Annotated in this window: 15 protein-coding genes; 7 read left to right on the top strand and 8 right to left on the bottom strand. The window is 65.2% G+C overall.

All coding sequences use genetic code 11. The annotated features are described in order from the left end of the window. Positions 1 to 115: 115 nt before the first annotated feature. The 3 genes from CFB41_RS13435 to CFB41_RS13425 all read right to left on the bottom strand — a co-directional run bounded on the left by CFB41_RS13435 (position 116) and on the right by CFB41_RS13425 (position 1855). The gene (locus tag CFB41_RS13435; protein WP_089456792.1) at positions 116 to 616 is read right to left on the bottom strand and encodes a DUF192 domain-containing protein; all 501 of its coding nucleotides are present in this window, start codon (positions 614 to 616) and stop codon (positions 116 to 118) included. A 163-nt stretch (positions 617 to 779) separates the two neighbouring features. Then, positions 780 to 995, bottom strand: a complete 216-nt coding sequence (locus CFB41_RS13430; RefSeq protein ID WP_011352970.1) for a hypothetical protein — start codon at positions 993 to 995, stop codon at positions 780 to 782. Positions 996 to 1276: 281 nt separating this feature from the next. Beyond that, the gene (locus CFB41_RS13425; RefSeq protein ID WP_089456791.1) at positions 1277 to 1855 is read right to left on the bottom strand and encodes a pseudouridine synthase; all 579 of its coding nucleotides are present in this window, start codon (positions 1853 to 1855) and stop codon (positions 1277 to 1279) included. A gap of 277 nt (positions 1856 to 2132) precedes the next feature. Here CFB41_RS13425 and icd point away from each other — a divergent pair, with 277 nt between their 5' ends. Continuing rightward, positions 2133 to 3389: an NADP-dependent isocitrate dehydrogenase gene (gene icd, locus CFB41_RS13415; protein WP_006478026.1), complete on the top strand. Its 1257-nt coding sequence runs from the start codon at positions 2133 to 2135 to the stop codon at positions 3387 to 3389. A gap of 282 nt (positions 3390 to 3671) precedes the next feature. Further along, positions 3672 to 5900: an NADP-dependent isocitrate dehydrogenase gene (locus CFB41_RS13410; protein ID WP_089456790.1), complete on the top strand. Its 2229-nt coding sequence runs from the start codon at positions 3672 to 3674 to the stop codon at positions 5898 to 5900. Positions 5901 to 6023: 123 nt separating this feature from the next. Here the strand turns inward: CFB41_RS13410 and CFB41_RS13405 are convergent, their stop codons facing one another. Continuing rightward, the gene (locus CFB41_RS13405) at positions 6024 to 6248 is read right to left on the bottom strand and encodes a hypothetical protein (RefSeq protein ID WP_006490888.1); all 225 of its coding nucleotides are present in this window, start codon (positions 6246 to 6248) and stop codon (positions 6024 to 6026) included. A gap of 670 nt (positions 6249 to 6918) precedes the next feature. Between CFB41_RS13405 and CFB41_RS13400 the strand changes: the two genes are divergently transcribed. Beyond that, the gene (locus tag CFB41_RS13400) at positions 6919 to 8517 is read left to right on the top strand and encodes a multicopper oxidase family protein (protein ID WP_089457192.1); all 1599 of its coding nucleotides are present in this window, start codon (positions 6919 to 6921) and stop codon (positions 8515 to 8517) included. A 184-nt stretch (positions 8518 to 8701) separates the two neighbouring features. On the opposite strand, the gene CFB41_RS13395 is transcribed toward CFB41_RS13400, so the two are convergent. Then, positions 8702 to 8905 (bottom strand): cold-shock protein, encoded by a 204-nt coding sequence (locus tag CFB41_RS13395; protein WP_006478030.1) that lies wholly within the window; start codon positions 8903 to 8905, stop codon positions 8702 to 8704. A 545-nt stretch (positions 8906 to 9450) separates the two neighbouring features. Here CFB41_RS13395 and clpS point away from each other — a divergent pair. The 4 genes from clpS to CFB41_RS13370 all read left to right on the top strand — a co-directional run bounded on the left by clpS (position 9451) and on the right by CFB41_RS13370 (position 14454). Then, a complete protein-coding gene (gene clpS / locus CFB41_RS13385; RefSeq protein ID WP_006398529.1) occupies positions 9451 to 9765 on the top strand; it encodes an ATP-dependent Clp protease adapter ClpS in 315 nt (104 codons plus the stop codon). Continuing rightward, entirely contained in the window at positions 9762 to 12062 is a 2301-nt protein-coding gene (clpA, locus tag CFB41_RS13380) for an ATP-dependent Clp protease ATP-binding subunit ClpA (RefSeq protein ID WP_089440849.1), read from the top strand. Before clpS ends, clpA begins: the two co-directional genes overlap by 4 nt. Before the next feature lie 104 nt (positions 12063 to 12166). Continuing rightward, entirely contained in the window at positions 12167 to 13546 is a 1380-nt protein-coding gene (locus tag CFB41_RS13375) for an amino acid permease (RefSeq protein ID WP_089457191.1), read from the top strand. Positions 13547 to 13683: 137 nt separating this feature from the next. Next, complete coding sequence (locus CFB41_RS13370) at positions 13684 to 14454, top strand: hypothetical protein (RefSeq protein ID WP_089440848.1); 771 nt, start codon at positions 13684 to 13686, stop codon at positions 14452 to 14454. 52 nt (positions 14455 to 14506) lie between these two features. On the opposite strand, the gene dut is transcribed toward CFB41_RS13370, so the two are convergent. From dut to lspA, 3 genes are all read right to left on the bottom strand, one after another. Then, entirely contained in the window at positions 14507 to 14953 is a 447-nt protein-coding gene (gene dut, locus CFB41_RS13365; RefSeq protein ID WP_057926079.1) for a dUTP diphosphatase, read from the bottom strand. Positions 14954 to 15008: 55 nt separating this feature from the next. Then, on the bottom strand, positions 15009 to 16220 hold the full coding sequence (gene coaBC / locus CFB41_RS13360; RefSeq protein WP_089456789.1) for a bifunctional phosphopantothenoylcysteine decarboxylase/phosphopantothenate--cysteine ligase CoaBC: 1212 nt from the start codon (positions 16218 to 16220) through the stop codon (positions 15009 to 15011). A gap of 67 nt (positions 16221 to 16287) precedes the next feature. Then, positions 16288 to 16788 carry a signal peptidase II gene (gene lspA, locus CFB41_RS13355; RefSeq protein WP_039368190.1) on the bottom strand — a complete coding sequence of 167 codons (501 nt, stop codon included), beginning with the start codon at positions 16786 to 16788 and terminating at the stop codon, positions 16288 to 16290. Position 16789 lies beyond the last annotated feature (1 nt).

Genomic DNA, 16789 nt, shown 5'->3' with positions numbered 1-16789 from the left:
GGCCGGCAGCGGCGGAATCAAGCCGGGCGCCACCGCCGGCGGGCGAAAAAAAAGCCGGCGCGCAACGGGCGGCCGGCTTCGGTCGTTGCGCGGCACGGCGCCGCGGCAACGGCCGTTACGGGGCCTTCGGCAGGCCTTCGAGCTTCATGCCGGGCTTGATGCCCTTCGCCGCGAACCAGCCCTTGCTCATTTCGAGCGCATAGACGCCGTTGTTGCGCGGGCAGTGGTTGTCGGTCGTCTCGGCCTTCATCTCGTCGATGTCGGTGATCGTGCCGTCCGCGCGGATGAACGCGATCGACAGCGGGATCAGCGTGTTCTTCATCCAGAAGCAATGCACTGCGTTCTCGTTGAACACGAACAGCATGCCTTCGTTCGGCGCGAGCTGCGAACGGTACATCAGCCCCTGTTCGCGGTCGGGGTCGTTCGCGGCGACGGCCGCGTCGATCACGTACATGCCGGCGCGCAGCTTCACGCGCGGGAATTCGCTCGGCTGCTTGGCGCCGGGCGGCACTTGCGCGCTGGCGGCCTGCATGCCGAACGCCATGACGGCGAGCGCGGCGGGAAACACGGCGGCGCGCGCAAGGCGGCCGAGCGACGAGCGCAGGGAGAATTGCACAGCAAGGCTCCTATCTGGAAAACGAGACCCGCATGGTACGCGATGCGTGTCGTCGGGCACAAAAAGAAAAAGGCAGATCGCCTTGCGGTGATCTGCCTTTCAACGCCGTAAGAACGGCAAGACTGCGTGTTCTTGACTGCGTTATTTATTACAGCAAGCTTACTTAGTTCGAAGCAGCTGCCGGTGCTGCTGCGTCGCTCGCTGCAGCCTTCTTCGATGCCTTGTGGTGCTTCTTGGCTGCGTGGTGCTTCTTGGCAGCGTGCTTAGCCGGTGCCGAAGCAGCTTCAGCAGCAGCCGGAGCAGCTTCCGGAGCCGATGCTTGTGCGAAAGCAGCCGTTGCGAAGAGACCAGCGACCAGAGCAGCGATCAGTTTGTTCATGTTGTGTTCCTCAGCTTTAGTTAATTAACCAAATGACCCGGCAATAGGAGTCATGTCGTCTAACGGTGCCATCCACCTTTCGGTTGACAGACGCTTCGAGAAATTTCTCATTGCGCTGCGGGCGCCGAATCGTATTCGATAAAAACGTCGCTTTCGTGACGCAAACACGGGTTCGGCTGCCAATGCCGGATAGCTAAGGTTGGCATCTGCGTGGTTTAACGCGCGATCTTCGCAGCCGGTTGACGAAAAAGATGACGAAAAATTCGCCCGTCCCGAATTCGTCATCCGGCAGGCGCGAAACCCTCCCACGGCGCGCGCGGCGGCAGGGCGATTGTTTCTCCCGGTGCAATGCCGAGCGCGAATATATCCAGTGTGCCGATGCCGACACGCACCAGGCGCAACGTCGGGAAGCCGACGGCCGCCGTCATCCGGCGTACCTGCCGGTTCTTGCCCTCGGTGATCGCAAGCTCGATCCACGTCGTCGGGATCGCGGCACGGTAGCGGATCGGCGGATTGCGCGGCCACAGCGTGTCGGGCGGTTCGATGAACTCGGCGCGGCACGGGCGCGTCACGTAGTCGCCGAGGTCGACGCCGCGCGCGAGCGCCTTCAGGTCGGCGGGGCCGGGCGCGCCCTCGACCTGCGCCCAGTAGCGCTTGACGAGCTTGTGGCGCGGCTCGGCGATGCGCGCCTGCAGCGCGCCGTCGTCGGTGAGCAGCAGCAGCCCCTCGCTGTCCGCGTCCAGCCGGCCGGCCGCGTAGACGCCGGGCGTTTTGACCCAGTCGCCGAGCGACGGGCGCGTCTCGTGCGCGGAAAACTGGCAAATCGTGCCGAACGGCTTGTTGAGGGCGATCAGGTTCATGGCGGGGCGTCCGCCCGGCGCGCCGCGGGAAGCGGCGGCGGGCGGTCTATGGCAAATGGCGGAATCTTAATGCATAATACGGAACGGCAAGTCCTCTGTCTTATATAAGACATAAGTGGGGTCTTGATACGCAGTGCCGCGCTTCATGCCGAAGTGCCCGGTTGGGGCGCTAGAATAGCGGCTCGCTGTTGCCGTCACGGGGTGGCCATGCCGCGCCCCCGCCGCGCGCGCAGCTTCGACCAGCATCACCTGCTCAGCCACGTCACTGGAGTCGATCATGCCGTATCAGCACATCAAGGTTCCGGAAGGCGGTGACAAGATCACCGTCAACAAGGACTTCTCGCTCAACGTTTCCGATCAGCCGATCATTCCCTATATCGAAGGCGACGGTACGGGCTTCGATATCACGCCGGTCATGATCAAGGTTGTCGACGCGGCGGTCGCGCATGCGTACAAGGGCAAGCGCAAGATCCACTGGATGGAGATTTTCGCGGGCGAGAAGGCGACGAAGGTGTACGGCCCGGACGTGTGGCTCCCGGACGAAACGCTGCAGGTGCTGAAGGAATACGTGGTATCGATCAAGGGGCCGCTCACGACCCCGGTCGGCGGCGGCATCCGTTCGCTGAACGTCGCGCTGCGCCAGGAACTCGACCTGTACGTGTGCCTGCGCCCGGTGCAGTACTTCAAGGGCGTGCCGTCGCCGGTGCGCGAGCCGCAAAAGATCGACATGGTGATCTTCCGCGAGAACTCGGAAGACATCTACGCGGGCATCGAATGGGCCGCGGGCTCCGAGCAGGCGAAGAAGGTGATCAAGTTCCTGCAGGACGAGATGGGCGTGAAGAAGATCCGCTTCCCGGAAACCTCGGGGATCGGCGTCAAGCCCGTGTCGACCGAGGGCACCGAGCGTCTCGTGCGCAAGGCGATCCAGTATGCGATCGACAACGATCGCAAGTCGGTCACGCTGGTGCACAAGGGCAACATCATGAAGTTCACGGAAGGCCTGTTCCGTGACGCCGGCTACGCGCTCGCGCAGAAGGAATTCGGCGGCGAGCTGATCGACGGCGGCCCGTGGATGCGCGTGAAGAACCCGAAGACGGGCAACGAGATCGTGATCAAGGATTCGATCGCCGATGCGTTCCTGCAGCAGATCCTGCTGCGTCCGGCCGAATACGACGTGATCGCCACGCTGAACCTGAACGGCGACTACATCTCCGACGCGCTGGCCGCGCAGGTCGGCGGCATCGGGATCGCGCCGGGCGCGAACCTGTCTGATTCGGTCGCGATGTTCGAAGCGACGCACGGCACCGCACCGAAGTACGCAGGCAAGGATTACGTGAACCCCGGCTCCGAGATCCTGTCGGCGGAAATGATGCTGCGCCACCTCGGCTGGACGGAAGCAGCCGACACGATCATCGCCGCGATGGAGAAGTCGATCCTGCAGAAGCGCGTCACGTACGACTTCGCGCGCCTGATGGAAGGTGCGACGCAGGTGTCGTGCTCGGGCTTCGGCGAAGTGCTGATCGAGAACATGTAAGACCCCTTCCGGGGTGGGCCGGCAGGTTGCCGGCCGCCCCGGCGCCTACTGCCGGCGCCGGAGCGTTTCGTGGATGGCAGGTTTGTTGGCAGGGCGGTCCGGCATGCGGGCCGCGGCGCCGCGATGCGGCCCGGAGCCCCTGCAAGGTAGAACATGACGGCCCTCGCAACACCACCGCCCGGCTGAGCCGGCGCGCCCCTTTCGCGACCGACCCGGTCGCTCCCCGCCGGTTACCCGCCGGCGCTCCCTGTTCAACAATCACGTAGCAATGCTTTGACCACCATGTCCACTTCGCCCAAGATCATCTACACCCTCACCGACGAAGCGCCCGCGCTCGCGACCTATTCGCTGCTGCCGATCGTCAAGGCCTTCACGCGCTCGTCCGGCGTCGCCGTCGAAACGCGCGACATCTCGCTCGCCGGCCGCATCATCGCCGCATTCGCGGACGTCCTGCCGCCCGAGCAGAAGGGTTCCGACGATCTGGCCGAACTGGGCCAGCTCACGCTGAAGCCGGAAGCGAACATCATCAAGCTGCCGAACATCAGCGCATCGGTGCCGCAGCTGAAGGCCGCGATCGCCGAACTGCAGGCGCAGGGCTACAAGCTGCCGGCCTACCCGGAAGATCCGTCGACGGACGAAGAGAAGGCGGTCAAGGCCCGCTACGACAAGATCAAGGGCAGCGCGGTGAACCCGGTGCTGCGCGAAGGCAACTCCGACCGTCGCGCGCCGCTGTCGGTCAAGAACTACGCACGCAAGCATCCGCACAAGATGGGTGCGTGGAAGGCCACGTCGAAGGCCCACGTCGCGCACATGACCGAAGGCGACTTCTACGGCAGCGAGAAGTCGGCGCTGATCGCCGATGCCGGCAGCGTGAAGATCGAACTCACGACGACCGACGGCGCGAAGAAGGTGCTGAAGGAAAAGACGGCCGTGAAGGCCGGTGAAGTCATCGACGCTTCGGTGATGAGCCGCAATGCGCTGCGCAGCTTCATCGAAGCGCAGATCGCCGACGCCAAGGCGCAGGACGTGCTGTTCTCGGTGCACCTGAAAGCGACCATGATGAAGGTCTCGGACCCGATCCTGTTCGGTCACTTCGTGTCGGTGTTCTACCGCGACGCGCTCGCGAAGCACGCGGACGTGCTGGCGAAGGTCGGCTTCAACCCGAACAACGGCATCGGCGACCTGTACGCGCGCCTGAAGGACCTGCCGGCCGACACGCGCGAAGCGATCGAAGCCGACGTCAAGGCCGAATACGCAGTGCGTCCGCGCCTGGCGATGGTCAACTCGGACAAGGGCATCACGAACCTGCACGTGCCGAGCGACGTGATCGTCGACGCATCGATGCCGGCGATGATCCGCGATTCGGGCGGCATGTGGGGCCCGGACGGCCAGCTGTACGACGCGAAGGCCGTGATTCCGGACCGCTGCTACGCCGGTGTCTACCAGGCCGTGATCGAGGACTGCAAGCAGCATGGCGCGTTCGATCCGGTCACGATGGGTAGCGTGCCGAACGTCGGCCTGATGGCGCAGGCGGCTGAAGAATACGGTTCGCACGACAAGACGTTCCAGATCCCGGCGGACGGCGTCGTGCGCGTCACCGACGAAGCGGGCAACGTGCTGCTCGAGCATGCCGTGGAAGCGGGCGACATCTGGCGCATGTGCCAGACGAAGGACGCACCGGTGCAGGACTGGGTCAAGCTCGCGGTCAACCGCGCGCGCGCGACCGGCGCACCGGCCGTGTTCTGGCTCGATCCGGCGCGTGCACACGACGCGCAGATCATCGCGAAGGTCGAGCGTTACCTGAAGGATCACGACACGAATGGCCTCGACATCCGCGTGATGACGCCGGTCGAGGCGACGCGTTTCTCGCTCGAGCGCATCCGTGCGGGCAAGGACACGATCTCGGTCACCGGCAACGTGCTGCGCGACTACCTGACCGACCTGTTCCCGATCATGGAACTCGGCACCAGCGCGAAGATGCTGTCGATCGTGCCGCTGATGGCCGGCGGCGGGATGTTCGAAACGGGTGCGGGCGGTTCCGCGCCGAAGCACGTACAGCAGTTCGTCGAGGAAGGCTTCCTGCGCTGGGATTCGCTCGGCGAATTCCTCGCGCTGGCCGCGTCGCTCGAACACCTCGGCAACGCGCACCAGAACCCGAAGGCGCTCGTGCTCGCGAAGACGCTCGACCAGGCGACCGGCAAGTTCCTGGACGAGAACAAGTCGCCGGCGCGCAAGGTCGGCGGCCTCGACAACCGCGGCAGCCACTTCTACCTGTGCCTGTACTGGGCGCAGGCGCTGGCCGAGCAGACCGAGGACGCGGCGCTGAAGGCACAGTTCGAAGGCGTGGCGAAGGCGCTGTCCGACAGCGAAGCGCGCATCCTGGAAGAACTGGCGGCCGCGCAGGGCAAGGCGCAGGCCATCGGCGGCTACTACCGTCCGAACGTCGACCTGACGAGCCGGGCCATGCGCCCGAGCGCGACGCTGAACGGCATCGTCGACGCGGTCGCCTGACGCAGGCCGCGCGATCGCGCGGGCCGATGCGCATGCCGGCGTGGCGGGCATTGCTGCCTGCCACCGGCTACAAAAGAAAAACGCCCCGGACGCCCGGGGCGTTTTTCGTTGCTGGCGTGTCATTCAGACGTGAACGATTTCCCATTCGGCGATTTCGTGCGGCACTTCGAGCGTTGCCGTGTCCAGTTCGGACAGTTGTTCGCAGTCGCCACGGGAGATGTGGTCGGCTGCCACTTCGGGGCACGAGAATGCGCCGAGCAGGGCGTTGCCGAACGTCGCTTCCCAGCCGCCGTTACCCGGCAGGATGTAGAACGACCCGAGCGCTGAACCAAAGCGAAATCCCTTCATTTCCGTTCTCCCTTTCTGATCACAAGCGATTCTGGTGTGCCGCCTGCCGGCTTGGCCGGCTGTGGCCCGACTGGCTGCTTGCGCCCGGTTCCGTATCGAACGTCGTGGCGAAGCGTCAGTGCATGGAACAAAGTCTACGTCCGCGGCCCGCTCGGATGGTGCATGTAGAACGGCTTCACTAAACAAAATTTCTCTTTTAAAAACAAATAATTATTTCCATCATTTTGTATTGCGGAACGTTTTTCGGCATCGCGAAACGGGGATTTTGTGCCCTGCACCACGAATTTTTATAACGCAGAGACTTGTTCCGCATCGTGAAATATTGGCGGGTTTGCGGATCGGTGAAGTGGCCGGCGCCGTGGTGGGGCCGATCGGCAGGCGCGAGGCGACCGTCTGGGAACTGCCAGGGGCAGGGTTGAAGGGCGCTTCGGCCATGAGCGAAGCGCCGTGCATCGCCGATCGACGATGCGGGCCGATGCGTGCCATTCGGGTGCGGCGTGGTCGAACCCTGCGGCGTATCGCCGCCCGGCCGGCTGCGGCGCGTCTCGATTTGGCCCTGCGGTTATGATGACGCGGGTATCAGGATTTGCGTCGCGCATCGGCGCTTCGGCCGGCCGGCGCGGGCGTCGCGGCGGCCGCGCGACCCAGCATGGATAACGAGGAACAATTGATGATACGGAGAACCTTCCTGTCGCGCGCCGTCGGTGTCGCAGCCGCGTCGCTGTTCGCGCGCGCCGCGTGGGCGCAGCATGCAGGTCACGCCGGCATGGACTCGATGGACGACATGTCGGGCATGTCGGGCATGTCAGGGATGGCGGAGCACGGGCAGCACGGCAAGTCCGCACCGGCTGCGCTCGCGGCCGCCGACGCGCTGCCGGCCGGCGCGCCGCTCGCGGCGCTGCGCACGCTCGCGAACGAAAGCCGCGAGCCCGGCACGTTCCGGGCCACGCTGGTGGCGCAGCCCGTGGCGCGCCCGATGCTGCACGGTGCACGGCCGACCACGTTCTGGCAGTTCGGGGCGGGCACGCAGGGCCCCGTCGTCGGTCCGCTGATCGACGTGCGCGAGGGCGACACGGTCGAGATCAAGTTCGTGAACAAGCTGCCGCAGCCGTCGACCATCCACTGGCACGGCCTGCCGGTGCCGCCCGACCAGGACGGCAATCCTTCCGATCCGGTCGCGCCCGGCGCGTCGCGCGTGTACCGCTTCACGTTGCCGAAGGGGAGTGCCGGCACCTACTGGTACCACCCGCATCCGCACATGATGACGGCCGAACAGGTCTTCCGCGGGCTCGCCGGTCCGTTCGTCGTGCGCGCCGTGGACGATCCGCTGGCGGGCTGGCCCGAGCGCAACCTGTTCGTGTCGGACCTGAAGCTTGCGCGCGACGGCACGATTGCACCGAACGACATGATGGACTGGATGAACGGTCGCGAGGGCCAGTTCGTGCTGGTCAATGGCGCGCGCCGGCCGCGGATCGATGTCGCGGGCGACGAGCGCTGGCGCGTGTGGAACGCGTGCAGCGCGCGCTATTTGCGCGTCGCGTTCGACGACGGCCGCGCGTTCGAGCATGCAGGCACCGACGGCGGCCTGTTCGACGCGCCGCGCCGCGTCACGTCGCTGTTGATCGCGCCGGGCGAACGGGCGGAGCTGCTGGTCCGCGCCGGCGACCGGGCGTCGCGCGCCGTGCTGCAGGCGGCCGAATACGACCGCCGCAAGATGTCGATGTCGCACGATGACGGGCACGGCAGCCTGCCGCCCGATCCGGCGCTGGCGCTGGCCGATGTCGCATTCGCGCCGGCCGCCGCACGCGCGCTGCCGGCGACCCTGCGCGCGGTGCCGCCGCTCGGCGAACCGGTCGCGCACAAGACGGTCGCGTTCGGCGAGGAGATGGACATGGACGCGATGATGAAGGGGGCGGCGCACGGCCGTCCGGCGGGCATGCGCTTCACGATCAACGGCGACACCTACGCGCCGCATCGCGCGACGCTGACCAGCCGCCGTGGCGACGTCGAGCGCTGGACGATCCGCAACGGCACCGACATGGATCACCCGTTCCACCTGCATGGCACGCAGTTCCAGGTGATCGAGCGCGAGTCGGGCGGTTCGCGCACGAGCGAACCGTTCCGTGCATGGCGCGATACGGTGAACGTACGCAGCGGCGAAACCGTGACGATTCTCGTCACGCAAGACATGCCCGGTGAGCGCATGTTTCATTGCCACATTCTCGAACACGAGGATCTCGGCATGATGGGCACGCTGAAGGTCGTGTAACGAGGTGGTGATTATGTTTCACGCGCCGGATGAGTATCGGATCTGCGCGCGTGACAAGACAATGTGCGTTCAATTATCGGGATTGAACGAAAAGGCCGGCCAATCGATTATCGATTGGCCGGCCTCAAATAAAGAAACCCGGCGCAAACCATGCGCCGGGTTTCTTCGTCTGATATCCGGTGCCTTATGCGGCCTGGATGTTCGACGCTTGCTTGCCCTTCGGTCCTTGAACGACGTCAAAGCTCACCTTCTGGCCTTCCTTCAGCGTCTTGAAGCCATTCATGGTGATAGCCGAGAAGTGCGCAAACAGATCCTCACCGCCCTCGTCGGGAGTGATGAAACCGAAGCCCTTCGCGTCGTTGAACCACTTAACGATACCAGTTGCCATTTCCTACTTCCCCTGTCACACAGTCGCTGCTACTTACCACGAGCACGCTCGAAAAGCTAAACGACCGGAAAACACAGCCGTTCCCCCCTCACAAGCTCACCTTCGGCCTCTTTCATTTTGCCAACCGGCAAATTGAAAAAAGTGCCAGCTTGATTGTTGGCGCTCTTTATTGGAGTGTCAAGTGGAATTTTTAGACGTTTAGAGGGACGTTGTAAAGAACCCATTTTCAGGGTTTTTCCGGCTTTGCTTAGCAGCACGCGGCCAAGCGCGCGGTCTTGAAAAGCCGCATAATCGGCTCATATACCAGGCTCGAGTGACACGCGTTCGAGTCGTCCCGGCTTGTGGGATACTGGATGCGGACACGACGTTCCGGTGCGGTTCCCCTGACGGTTCGTGTTCCGCGCCACGCGTGAAAGCCGGCACCGCAGCCGGCTTTCGTATGGCACGAAGAAGATCGCGTGTTCCGGGATTCCGGGGAGGGCGCCGGCCGGTCGGTCGGGTAATGGCAGGATTGCGGGCCTGTCCGAGTTGTTTAGAATGGGTGTATGGCGATTATCCCGGACAAGCAGGACAGCACCGTCCTGGAACGCAAGCAGCAGAAGCTCAAGCCGCCTTCGATGTACAAGGTGGTGCTGCTGAACGACGACTTCACGCCGATGGAATTCGTCGTGATGGTGGTCCAGGAGTATTTCAAGAAGGATCGCGAGACGGCCACTCAGATCATGCTGAAGGTCCATCGTGAAGGGCGAGGGGTTTGTGGGGTCTATACGCGGGACATCGCGTCGACCAAGGTTGAGCAAGTCGTTACCCATGCGCGGCAGGCCGGGCATCCGCTGCAGTGCGTGATGGAGGAAGCATGATTGCCCAGGAATTGGAAGTCAGCCTGCACATGGCGTTCATGGAAGCACGCCAGGCGCGCCATGAGTTCATCACGGTCGAGCATTTGCTGCTGGCCCTGCTGGATAATCCGACGGCAGCCGAGGTGTTGCGCGCGTGCGCGGCAAACATTGAGGACTTGCGTCAGAACCTGCGCAATTTCATCCACGACAACACACCTACCGTCCCGGGTACCGACGATGTCGATACCCAGCCGACGCTCGGTTTCCAGCGCGTGATCCAGCGCGCGATCATGCACGTCCAGTCGACGTCGAACGGCAAGAAGGAAGTAACCGGCGCGAACGTGCTGGTCGCGATCTTCGGCGAGAAGGATTCGCATGCCGTGTACTACCTGCAGCAGCAGGGCGTCACGCGCCTCGACGTCGTGAACTTCATTTCGCACGGCATCGCGAAGACGAACAGCGGCGAAGCCGCGAAGTCGTCCGACGCGAATGCGGAAAGCGAAGACGCGAACGCGCAGAAGGAAACGCCGCTCGCGCAATTCACGCAGAACCTGAACCAGATGGCGAAGGACGGCCGCATCGATCCGCTGATCGGTCGCGAGCCCGAGGTCGAGCGCGTGGTCCAGGTGCTGTGCCGCCGCCGCAAGAACAATCCGCTGCTCGTCGGCGAGGCCGGCGTCGGCAAGACCGCGATCGCGGAAGGGCTCGCCTATCGCATCACGCGCGGCGAAGTGCCGGACATCCTCGCGAACGCGCAGGTCTACTCGCTCGACATGGGCGCGTTGCTCGCGGGCACCAAGTACCGCGGCGACTTCGAGCAACGGCTGAAGACGGTGCTGAAGGAGCTGAAGGAGCGTCCGCACGCGATCCTCTTCATCGACGAGATCCACACGCTGATCGGCGCGGGCGCCGCGTCGGGCGGCACGCTCGATGCGTCGAACCTGCTGAAGCCGGCGCTGTCGTCGGGCGTGCTCAAGTGCATCGGCGCGACCACGTTCACCGAATATCGCGGCATCTTCGAGAAGGATGCGGCGCTGTCACGGCGCTTCCAGAAGGTCGACGTGACGGAGCCGAGCGTCGAACAGACGGTCGCGATCCTGCGCGGGCTGAAGTCGCGCTTCGAGGAGCATCACGGCGTCAAGTATTCGTCGGGTGCGCTGTCGGCCGCGGCCGAACTGTCGGCGCGCTTCATCACCGACCGTCACCTGCCGGACAAGGCGATCGACGTGATCGACGAAGCGGGCGCGGCCCAGCGCATCCTGCCGAAGTCGAAGCAGAAAAAGACGATCGGCAAGAGCGAGATCGAGGAAATCATCTCGAAGATCGCGCGCGTGCCGCCGCAGAGCGTGTCGCAGGACGATCGCAGCAAGCTGCAGACGCTCGACCGCGACCTGAAGAGCGTCGTGTTCGGCCAGGATCCGGCGATCGACGCACTGGCTGCCTCGATCAAGATGGCGCGCGCGGGCCTCGGCAAGATGGACAAACCGATCGGCGCGTTCCTGTTCTCCGGCCCGACGGGCGTCGGCAAGACCGAAGTGGCGCGCCAGCTCGCGTTCACGCTCGGTATCGAGCTGATCCGCTTCGACATGTCGGAATACATGGAGCGTCACGCGGTGAGCCGCCTGATCGGCGCGCCGCCGGGCTACGTCGGGTTCGACCAGGGCGGCCTGCTGACCGAAGCCGTCACGAAGAAGCCGCACTGCGTGCTGCTGCTCGACGAAATCGAGAAGGCGCATCCGGACATCTTCAACGTGCTGCTGCAGGTGATGGACCACGGCACGCTGACGGACAACAACGGCCGCAAGGCGGATTTCCGCAACGTCATCATCATCATGACGACCAACGCGGGCGCCGAGTCGATGCAGAAGGCGACCATCGGCTTCACGACGCGCCGTGAAACGGGCGACGAGATGACCGACATCAAGCGTCTGTTCACGCCGGAGTTCCGCAACCGCCTGGATGCGATCATCAGCTTCCGCTCGCTCGATGAGGAAATCATCATGCGCGTGGTCGACAAGTTCCTGATCCAGCTCGAGGAACAGCTGCACGAGAAGAAGGTCGACGCGCTCTTCACCGACGCGTTGCGCAAGCATCTCGCGAAGCACGGCTTCGACCCGCTGATGGGCGCGCGGCCGATGCAGCGGCTGATCCAGGACACGATCCGCCGTGCGCTGGCCGACGAACTGCTGTTCGGCAAGCTGCTGAACGGCGGTCACGTGACGGTCGACGTCGACGAAGGCGACAAGGTGCAGTTGTCGTTCGACAAGCTCGGGAACCCGCCGCACAAGCCGAACGAAGAGGCGGTCGAAGTCGAGTAAGCGATAATCGGGTAGTTCATGCGAACGGCGCGGGATGTTTTCCGCGCCGTTTCGTTTTATCTGGCGCCGGCGGCGCGATGGTGGTGCAGGGGAGTGGCAACGCAGTGACACAACAACAACGGACGTTCGACGACATCGTCGCGCGCGAACAGGGTTTGCGCCATGCGCTGACGTCTGGGCAGATGGCGATGATCGCGATCGGCGGCGCGATCGGCACGGGGCTGTTCCTCGGCAGCGGGTTCGCGATCGGGCTCGCCGGCCCGAGCGTGCTGGTCTCGTATGCGATCGGCGCGCTGATCGCGCTGCTGCTGATGGGCGCGCTCGCGGAAATGACGGTCGCCCATCCGACGGCCGGCTCGTTCGGCGCGTATGCCGAGCACTATGTCGGCCCGCTGGCGGGTCTCCTGGTGCGCTATGCGTACTGGTTCGCGGTCGTGTTCGCGATCGGCACCGAGATCAGCGCGATCGCCGTGTTCATGAAGTACTGGTTCCCGGCCGTGCCCGGCTGGTACTGGGTGATCGGCTTCTCCGCGCTGCTGATCGCCGTGAACCTCGCGAGCGTCACGCTGTACGGCACGGTCGAATACGCGTTCTCGCTGCTGAAGATCGCGGCGATCGTCGTGTTCATCGTGCTCGGCGCCTATCTCGTGTGGTCGGCGCCGGCCGCATCGGGCGTCGGTTTCGCGAACTACACCGCGCACGGCGGCTTCATGCCGAAGGGGCCGTGGGGCACCTGGGTCGCGGTGATCGTCGCGATCTTCAGCTACATGAGCATCGAAGCCGTCGCCATCGCGGCCGGCGAGGCGCGCGATCCGCAGCACGCAGTCACGCGCGCGTTCCGCTCGACCGTGTTCCGGCTCGTGCTGTTCTACCTGCTGACGCTGTCGCTGATGCTCGCGATCGTCCCATGGACGCAGGCCGGCACCGACGAAAGCCCGTTCGTGAAGGTGATGGCCGCGACTCATGTGCCGTACGCGGCAGGCGTGATCAACTTCGTGTTGTTGATCGCGGCGCTGTCGGCGATGAATAGCCAGCTTTACGTGACGACGCGGATGATGTTCAGCCTGTCGCGCGCGCGGCTCGCGCCCGTGGTGTTCGGCCGGCTCGGTACGAACGGCGTGCCGCGCGCGGCGTTGTGGATCTCGACGAGCGGCGTCGCGGTAGCGGCCGTGCTGGTCGCGCTGGCGCCCGACACCGCGTTCACCGTGATGATGGCGATCGCGATGTTCGGCGCCCTGTTCACGTGGCTGATGATCTTCGTCACGCACCTGCGCTTCCGTTCGCAGTATCGCGGTCCCGCGCTCGCGTTCCGGATGTGGGGGCACCCGTTCGGCAGCCTGCTCGGCGCGGGGCTCGTCGCGGCAATCCTGTTCACGACCGCGTTCACGCGCGAATTCCGGATGACGATGGTGGTCGGTGTCGTGTTCGTCGTGCTGCTCACGCTCGCGTACGCGCTGCATTACCGCCACCAGCACGCGCGTTGAGGGGCGCGGCGCGGCCCGCACGCGCCGATTTCCTGTTCGCTAAGGTTGCGTTAAGCCCGCGGCGATTAAATTCGATCCTGTCTGCAAGGCCGGCCGGCATGCGCCGGCTTGCCGCTTTCCTGCAAAAAGGGGTTCGAATGAACAAACTTCCCGAAATCACGCTCGCGTTCTGGATCATGAAGATCTGCGCGACGACGCTCGGCGAAACCGGCGGCGACCTGCTGTCGATGACGCTGAACGTCGGCTACGCGGTGAGCTCCATCCTGCTGTTCGGCTTCTTTCTCGTGACGCTGGGCGCGCAGCTCAGGACGACCCGCTATCGCCCGGCGATCTACTGGGCCGTGATCGTCGCGACGAGCACGGCCGGCACGACGATGTCCGACTTCATGGACCGCACGCTCGGCCTCGGCTATGCGGCCGGCTCGTCGATCCTGGTCGCGATCCTGCTGGCGATCTTCGCCGTGTGGCGCCTGAGCGGCGAATCGCTGTCGGTCGACCTGATCCGCACGCGCAAGGTCGAGCTGCTGTACTGGATCGCGATTTTGTTCTCGAACACGCTCGGCACGGCGCTCGGCGACTTTCTCGCGGACAGCTCGGGGCTCGGTTTCGGTGGCGGCGCGCTGCTGATCGGCGGGCTGCTCGCGGTGATCGTGCTGGCGCACTATTTCACGCGGATCTCCGGTGTGCTGCTGTTCTGGGCCGCGTTCGTGCTCACGCGCCCGTTCGGCGCGACGGTCGGCGACCTGTTGACGAAGCCGGTGGCGAAGGGCGGCCTTGCGCTGGGCACGATCGGCTCGTCGGCCGTGCTGCTCGGCGTGCTGGTCGCGATGGTGATCTATGCGATCGTGGCTCAATCGCGGCAGCGCGACCTGGCGCCCGCGCGGATCGCGCAAGCCGTCGAGGAATGACGGCGAAGGAATGGAAAAAGGGGCCGCGAGGCCCCTTTTTTCGCTGCGTCGTTCAGTGACGGCCGGTGCTGCCGAAGCCGCCCTCGCCACGATCGCTTTGCGCGAAGTCGTCGACGATGTTGAACTGCGCCTGCACGACCGGCACGATCACGAGCTGGGCGAGCCGCTCGAACGGATTCAGCACGAACTCGGTCTGGCCGCGGTTCCACGTCGAGACCATCAGCTGGCCCTGGTAGTCGGAATCGATCAGGCCCACGAGGTTGCCGAGCACGATGCCGTGCTTGTGGCCGAGGCCCGAGCGCGGCAGGATCAGCGCCGCGTAGCCGGGATCGGCGAGATGGATCGCGAGGCCGGTCGGCACGAGCGTCGTCTCGCCCGGCTGCAGCGTGACCGGTGCATCGAGGCACGCACGCAGGTCGAGGCCCGCGCTGCCGGTGGTTGCGTAGGCGGGCAGGTAGTCGCGCATGCGCGCGTCGAGGATCTTCAGGTCGAGTTTCATGCGGTCGTCGGATGAGTCGGGAAGGGCGCGGCGGTAATGGCCGCCGCGCGGGAGATCAGATCAGGCGGTTGTCGGGCAGGCGCTTCGCGATTTCCGCGACGAGCGTGTGCGCGAGTTCGTCCTTCGGTGCGCGCGGCAGGCGCGTGAGACCGGCGGCCTCGAACAGCACGACTTCGTTGTCGTCGCGACCGAACGTGAGCGGGCCGAGGTTGCCGACCAGCAGCGGCACGTTCTTGCGCTTGCGCTTCTCGTCGCCGTGCACGTCGAGGTCGCCGCTTTCGGCCGCGAAGCCGACGCAGAACGGCGGATCGGGCAGCGCCGCGACCGACGCGAGGATGTCCGGGTTCTCGACGAACGCGAGCGCGGGCACCTTGTGGTCGGCCGTCTTCTTCATCTTGTGCTCGGCCGGCTGGGCAACGCGCCAGTCGGCGACTGCAGCCACCGCGATGAAGATGTCGGCATCCGCAACGGCATGCATGACCGCGTCGTACATCTGCTGCGCCGTCTGCACGTCCTGGCGATAGACGCCCCACGGCGTGTCGAGCGCCACCGGCCCCGCGACGAGATGCACGTCGGCGCCGGCCTGCTGCGCGGCGCGCGCGAGCGCGAAGCCCATCTTGCCGCTCGAGCGGTTCGTGAGGCCGCGCACCGGGTCGAGCGGTTCGAACGTCGGGCCGGCCGTGATCAGCACGCGCCGGTGCGCGAGCACCTTCGCCGCGAAGTGCGCGACGATCGCTTCATAGATCGCTTCGGGCTCGAGCATGCGGCCGTCGCCGACTTCGCCGCACGCCTGCGCGCCCGAATCCGGGCCGAGTACCGACACGCCGTCTGCGCGCAGCTGCGCGGCGTTGCGCTGCGTGGCCGGGTTTTGCCACATCTGGCGGTTCATCGCGGGAACGACGAGCAGCGGGCAATCGCGCGCGACGCACAGCGTCGACAGCAGATCGTCCGCGAATCCGTGCGCGAGCTTCGCGAGGAAGTCCGTCGACGCGGGCGCGATCACGATCGCATCGGCTTCGCGCGACAGGTCGATGTGCGCCATGTTGTTGTCGACGCGCGCGTCCCACTGGCTCGTGTAGACGGGCCGGCCCGACAGCGCCTGCATCGTGACGGGCGTGATGAACTGGGTGGCGGCTTCGGTCATCGCGACCTGCACGGTCGCGCCGGCCTTCACGAGCAGCCGCGTAAGCTCGGCGATCTTGTAGCAGGCGATGCCGCCGGTCAGGCCGAGAACGAGGTGTTTTCCTGCGAGTTCTGCGTGTGCCAACTCAGGCCTCCAAGGGTCAAACGGAACGGCCGGCGCGAAGCCGGCCGTCGACGCCGAGTATGCGCGCTTAGCGCGAGCCGCGCACGCGACGCAGTTCGTCGTAGATCAGCAGCACCGCGCCGACCGTGATCGCGGAATCGGCGAGGTTGAACGCAGGGAAGTGCCAGGCGCCGAGATGGAAATCGAGGAAGTCGATCACGTGGCCGTAGACGAGCCGGTCGATCACGTTGCCGAGTGCACCGCCGAGGATCATCGCGAGCGACAGGCTGAACAGCCGCTGCTGGCCGTGACGCTTCAGCAGGAAGCAGATCACGAGCGTCGCGCCGATGCCGAGCGCGGTGAACGCCCAGCGCTGCCAGCCGCCCGCGGTCGACAGGAAGCCGAACGCGGCGCCGCGGTTGTACACCAGCACGAGGTTGAAGAACGACGTCAGCTCGTGCTGCGCGCCGTACGCGAACGTCTTCAGGATCGCGATCTTCGACAGCTGGTCGAACAGGATCACGATCAGCGAAATGCCGAGCCAGGGCGCAAGCGCGCCGCTGGCCGGTTTCGACAGGGTCTTCGCCATG

Origin of the sequence: Burkholderia sp. AU33803 (assembly GCF_002223095.1) — a bacterium.
Classification (GTDB): Bacteria; Pseudomonadota; Gammaproteobacteria; order Burkholderiales; family Burkholderiaceae; genus Burkholderia.
Note: the sequence above shows the minus strand (reverse complement) of the source record. Positions and strands in the feature narration are given on the sequence as shown.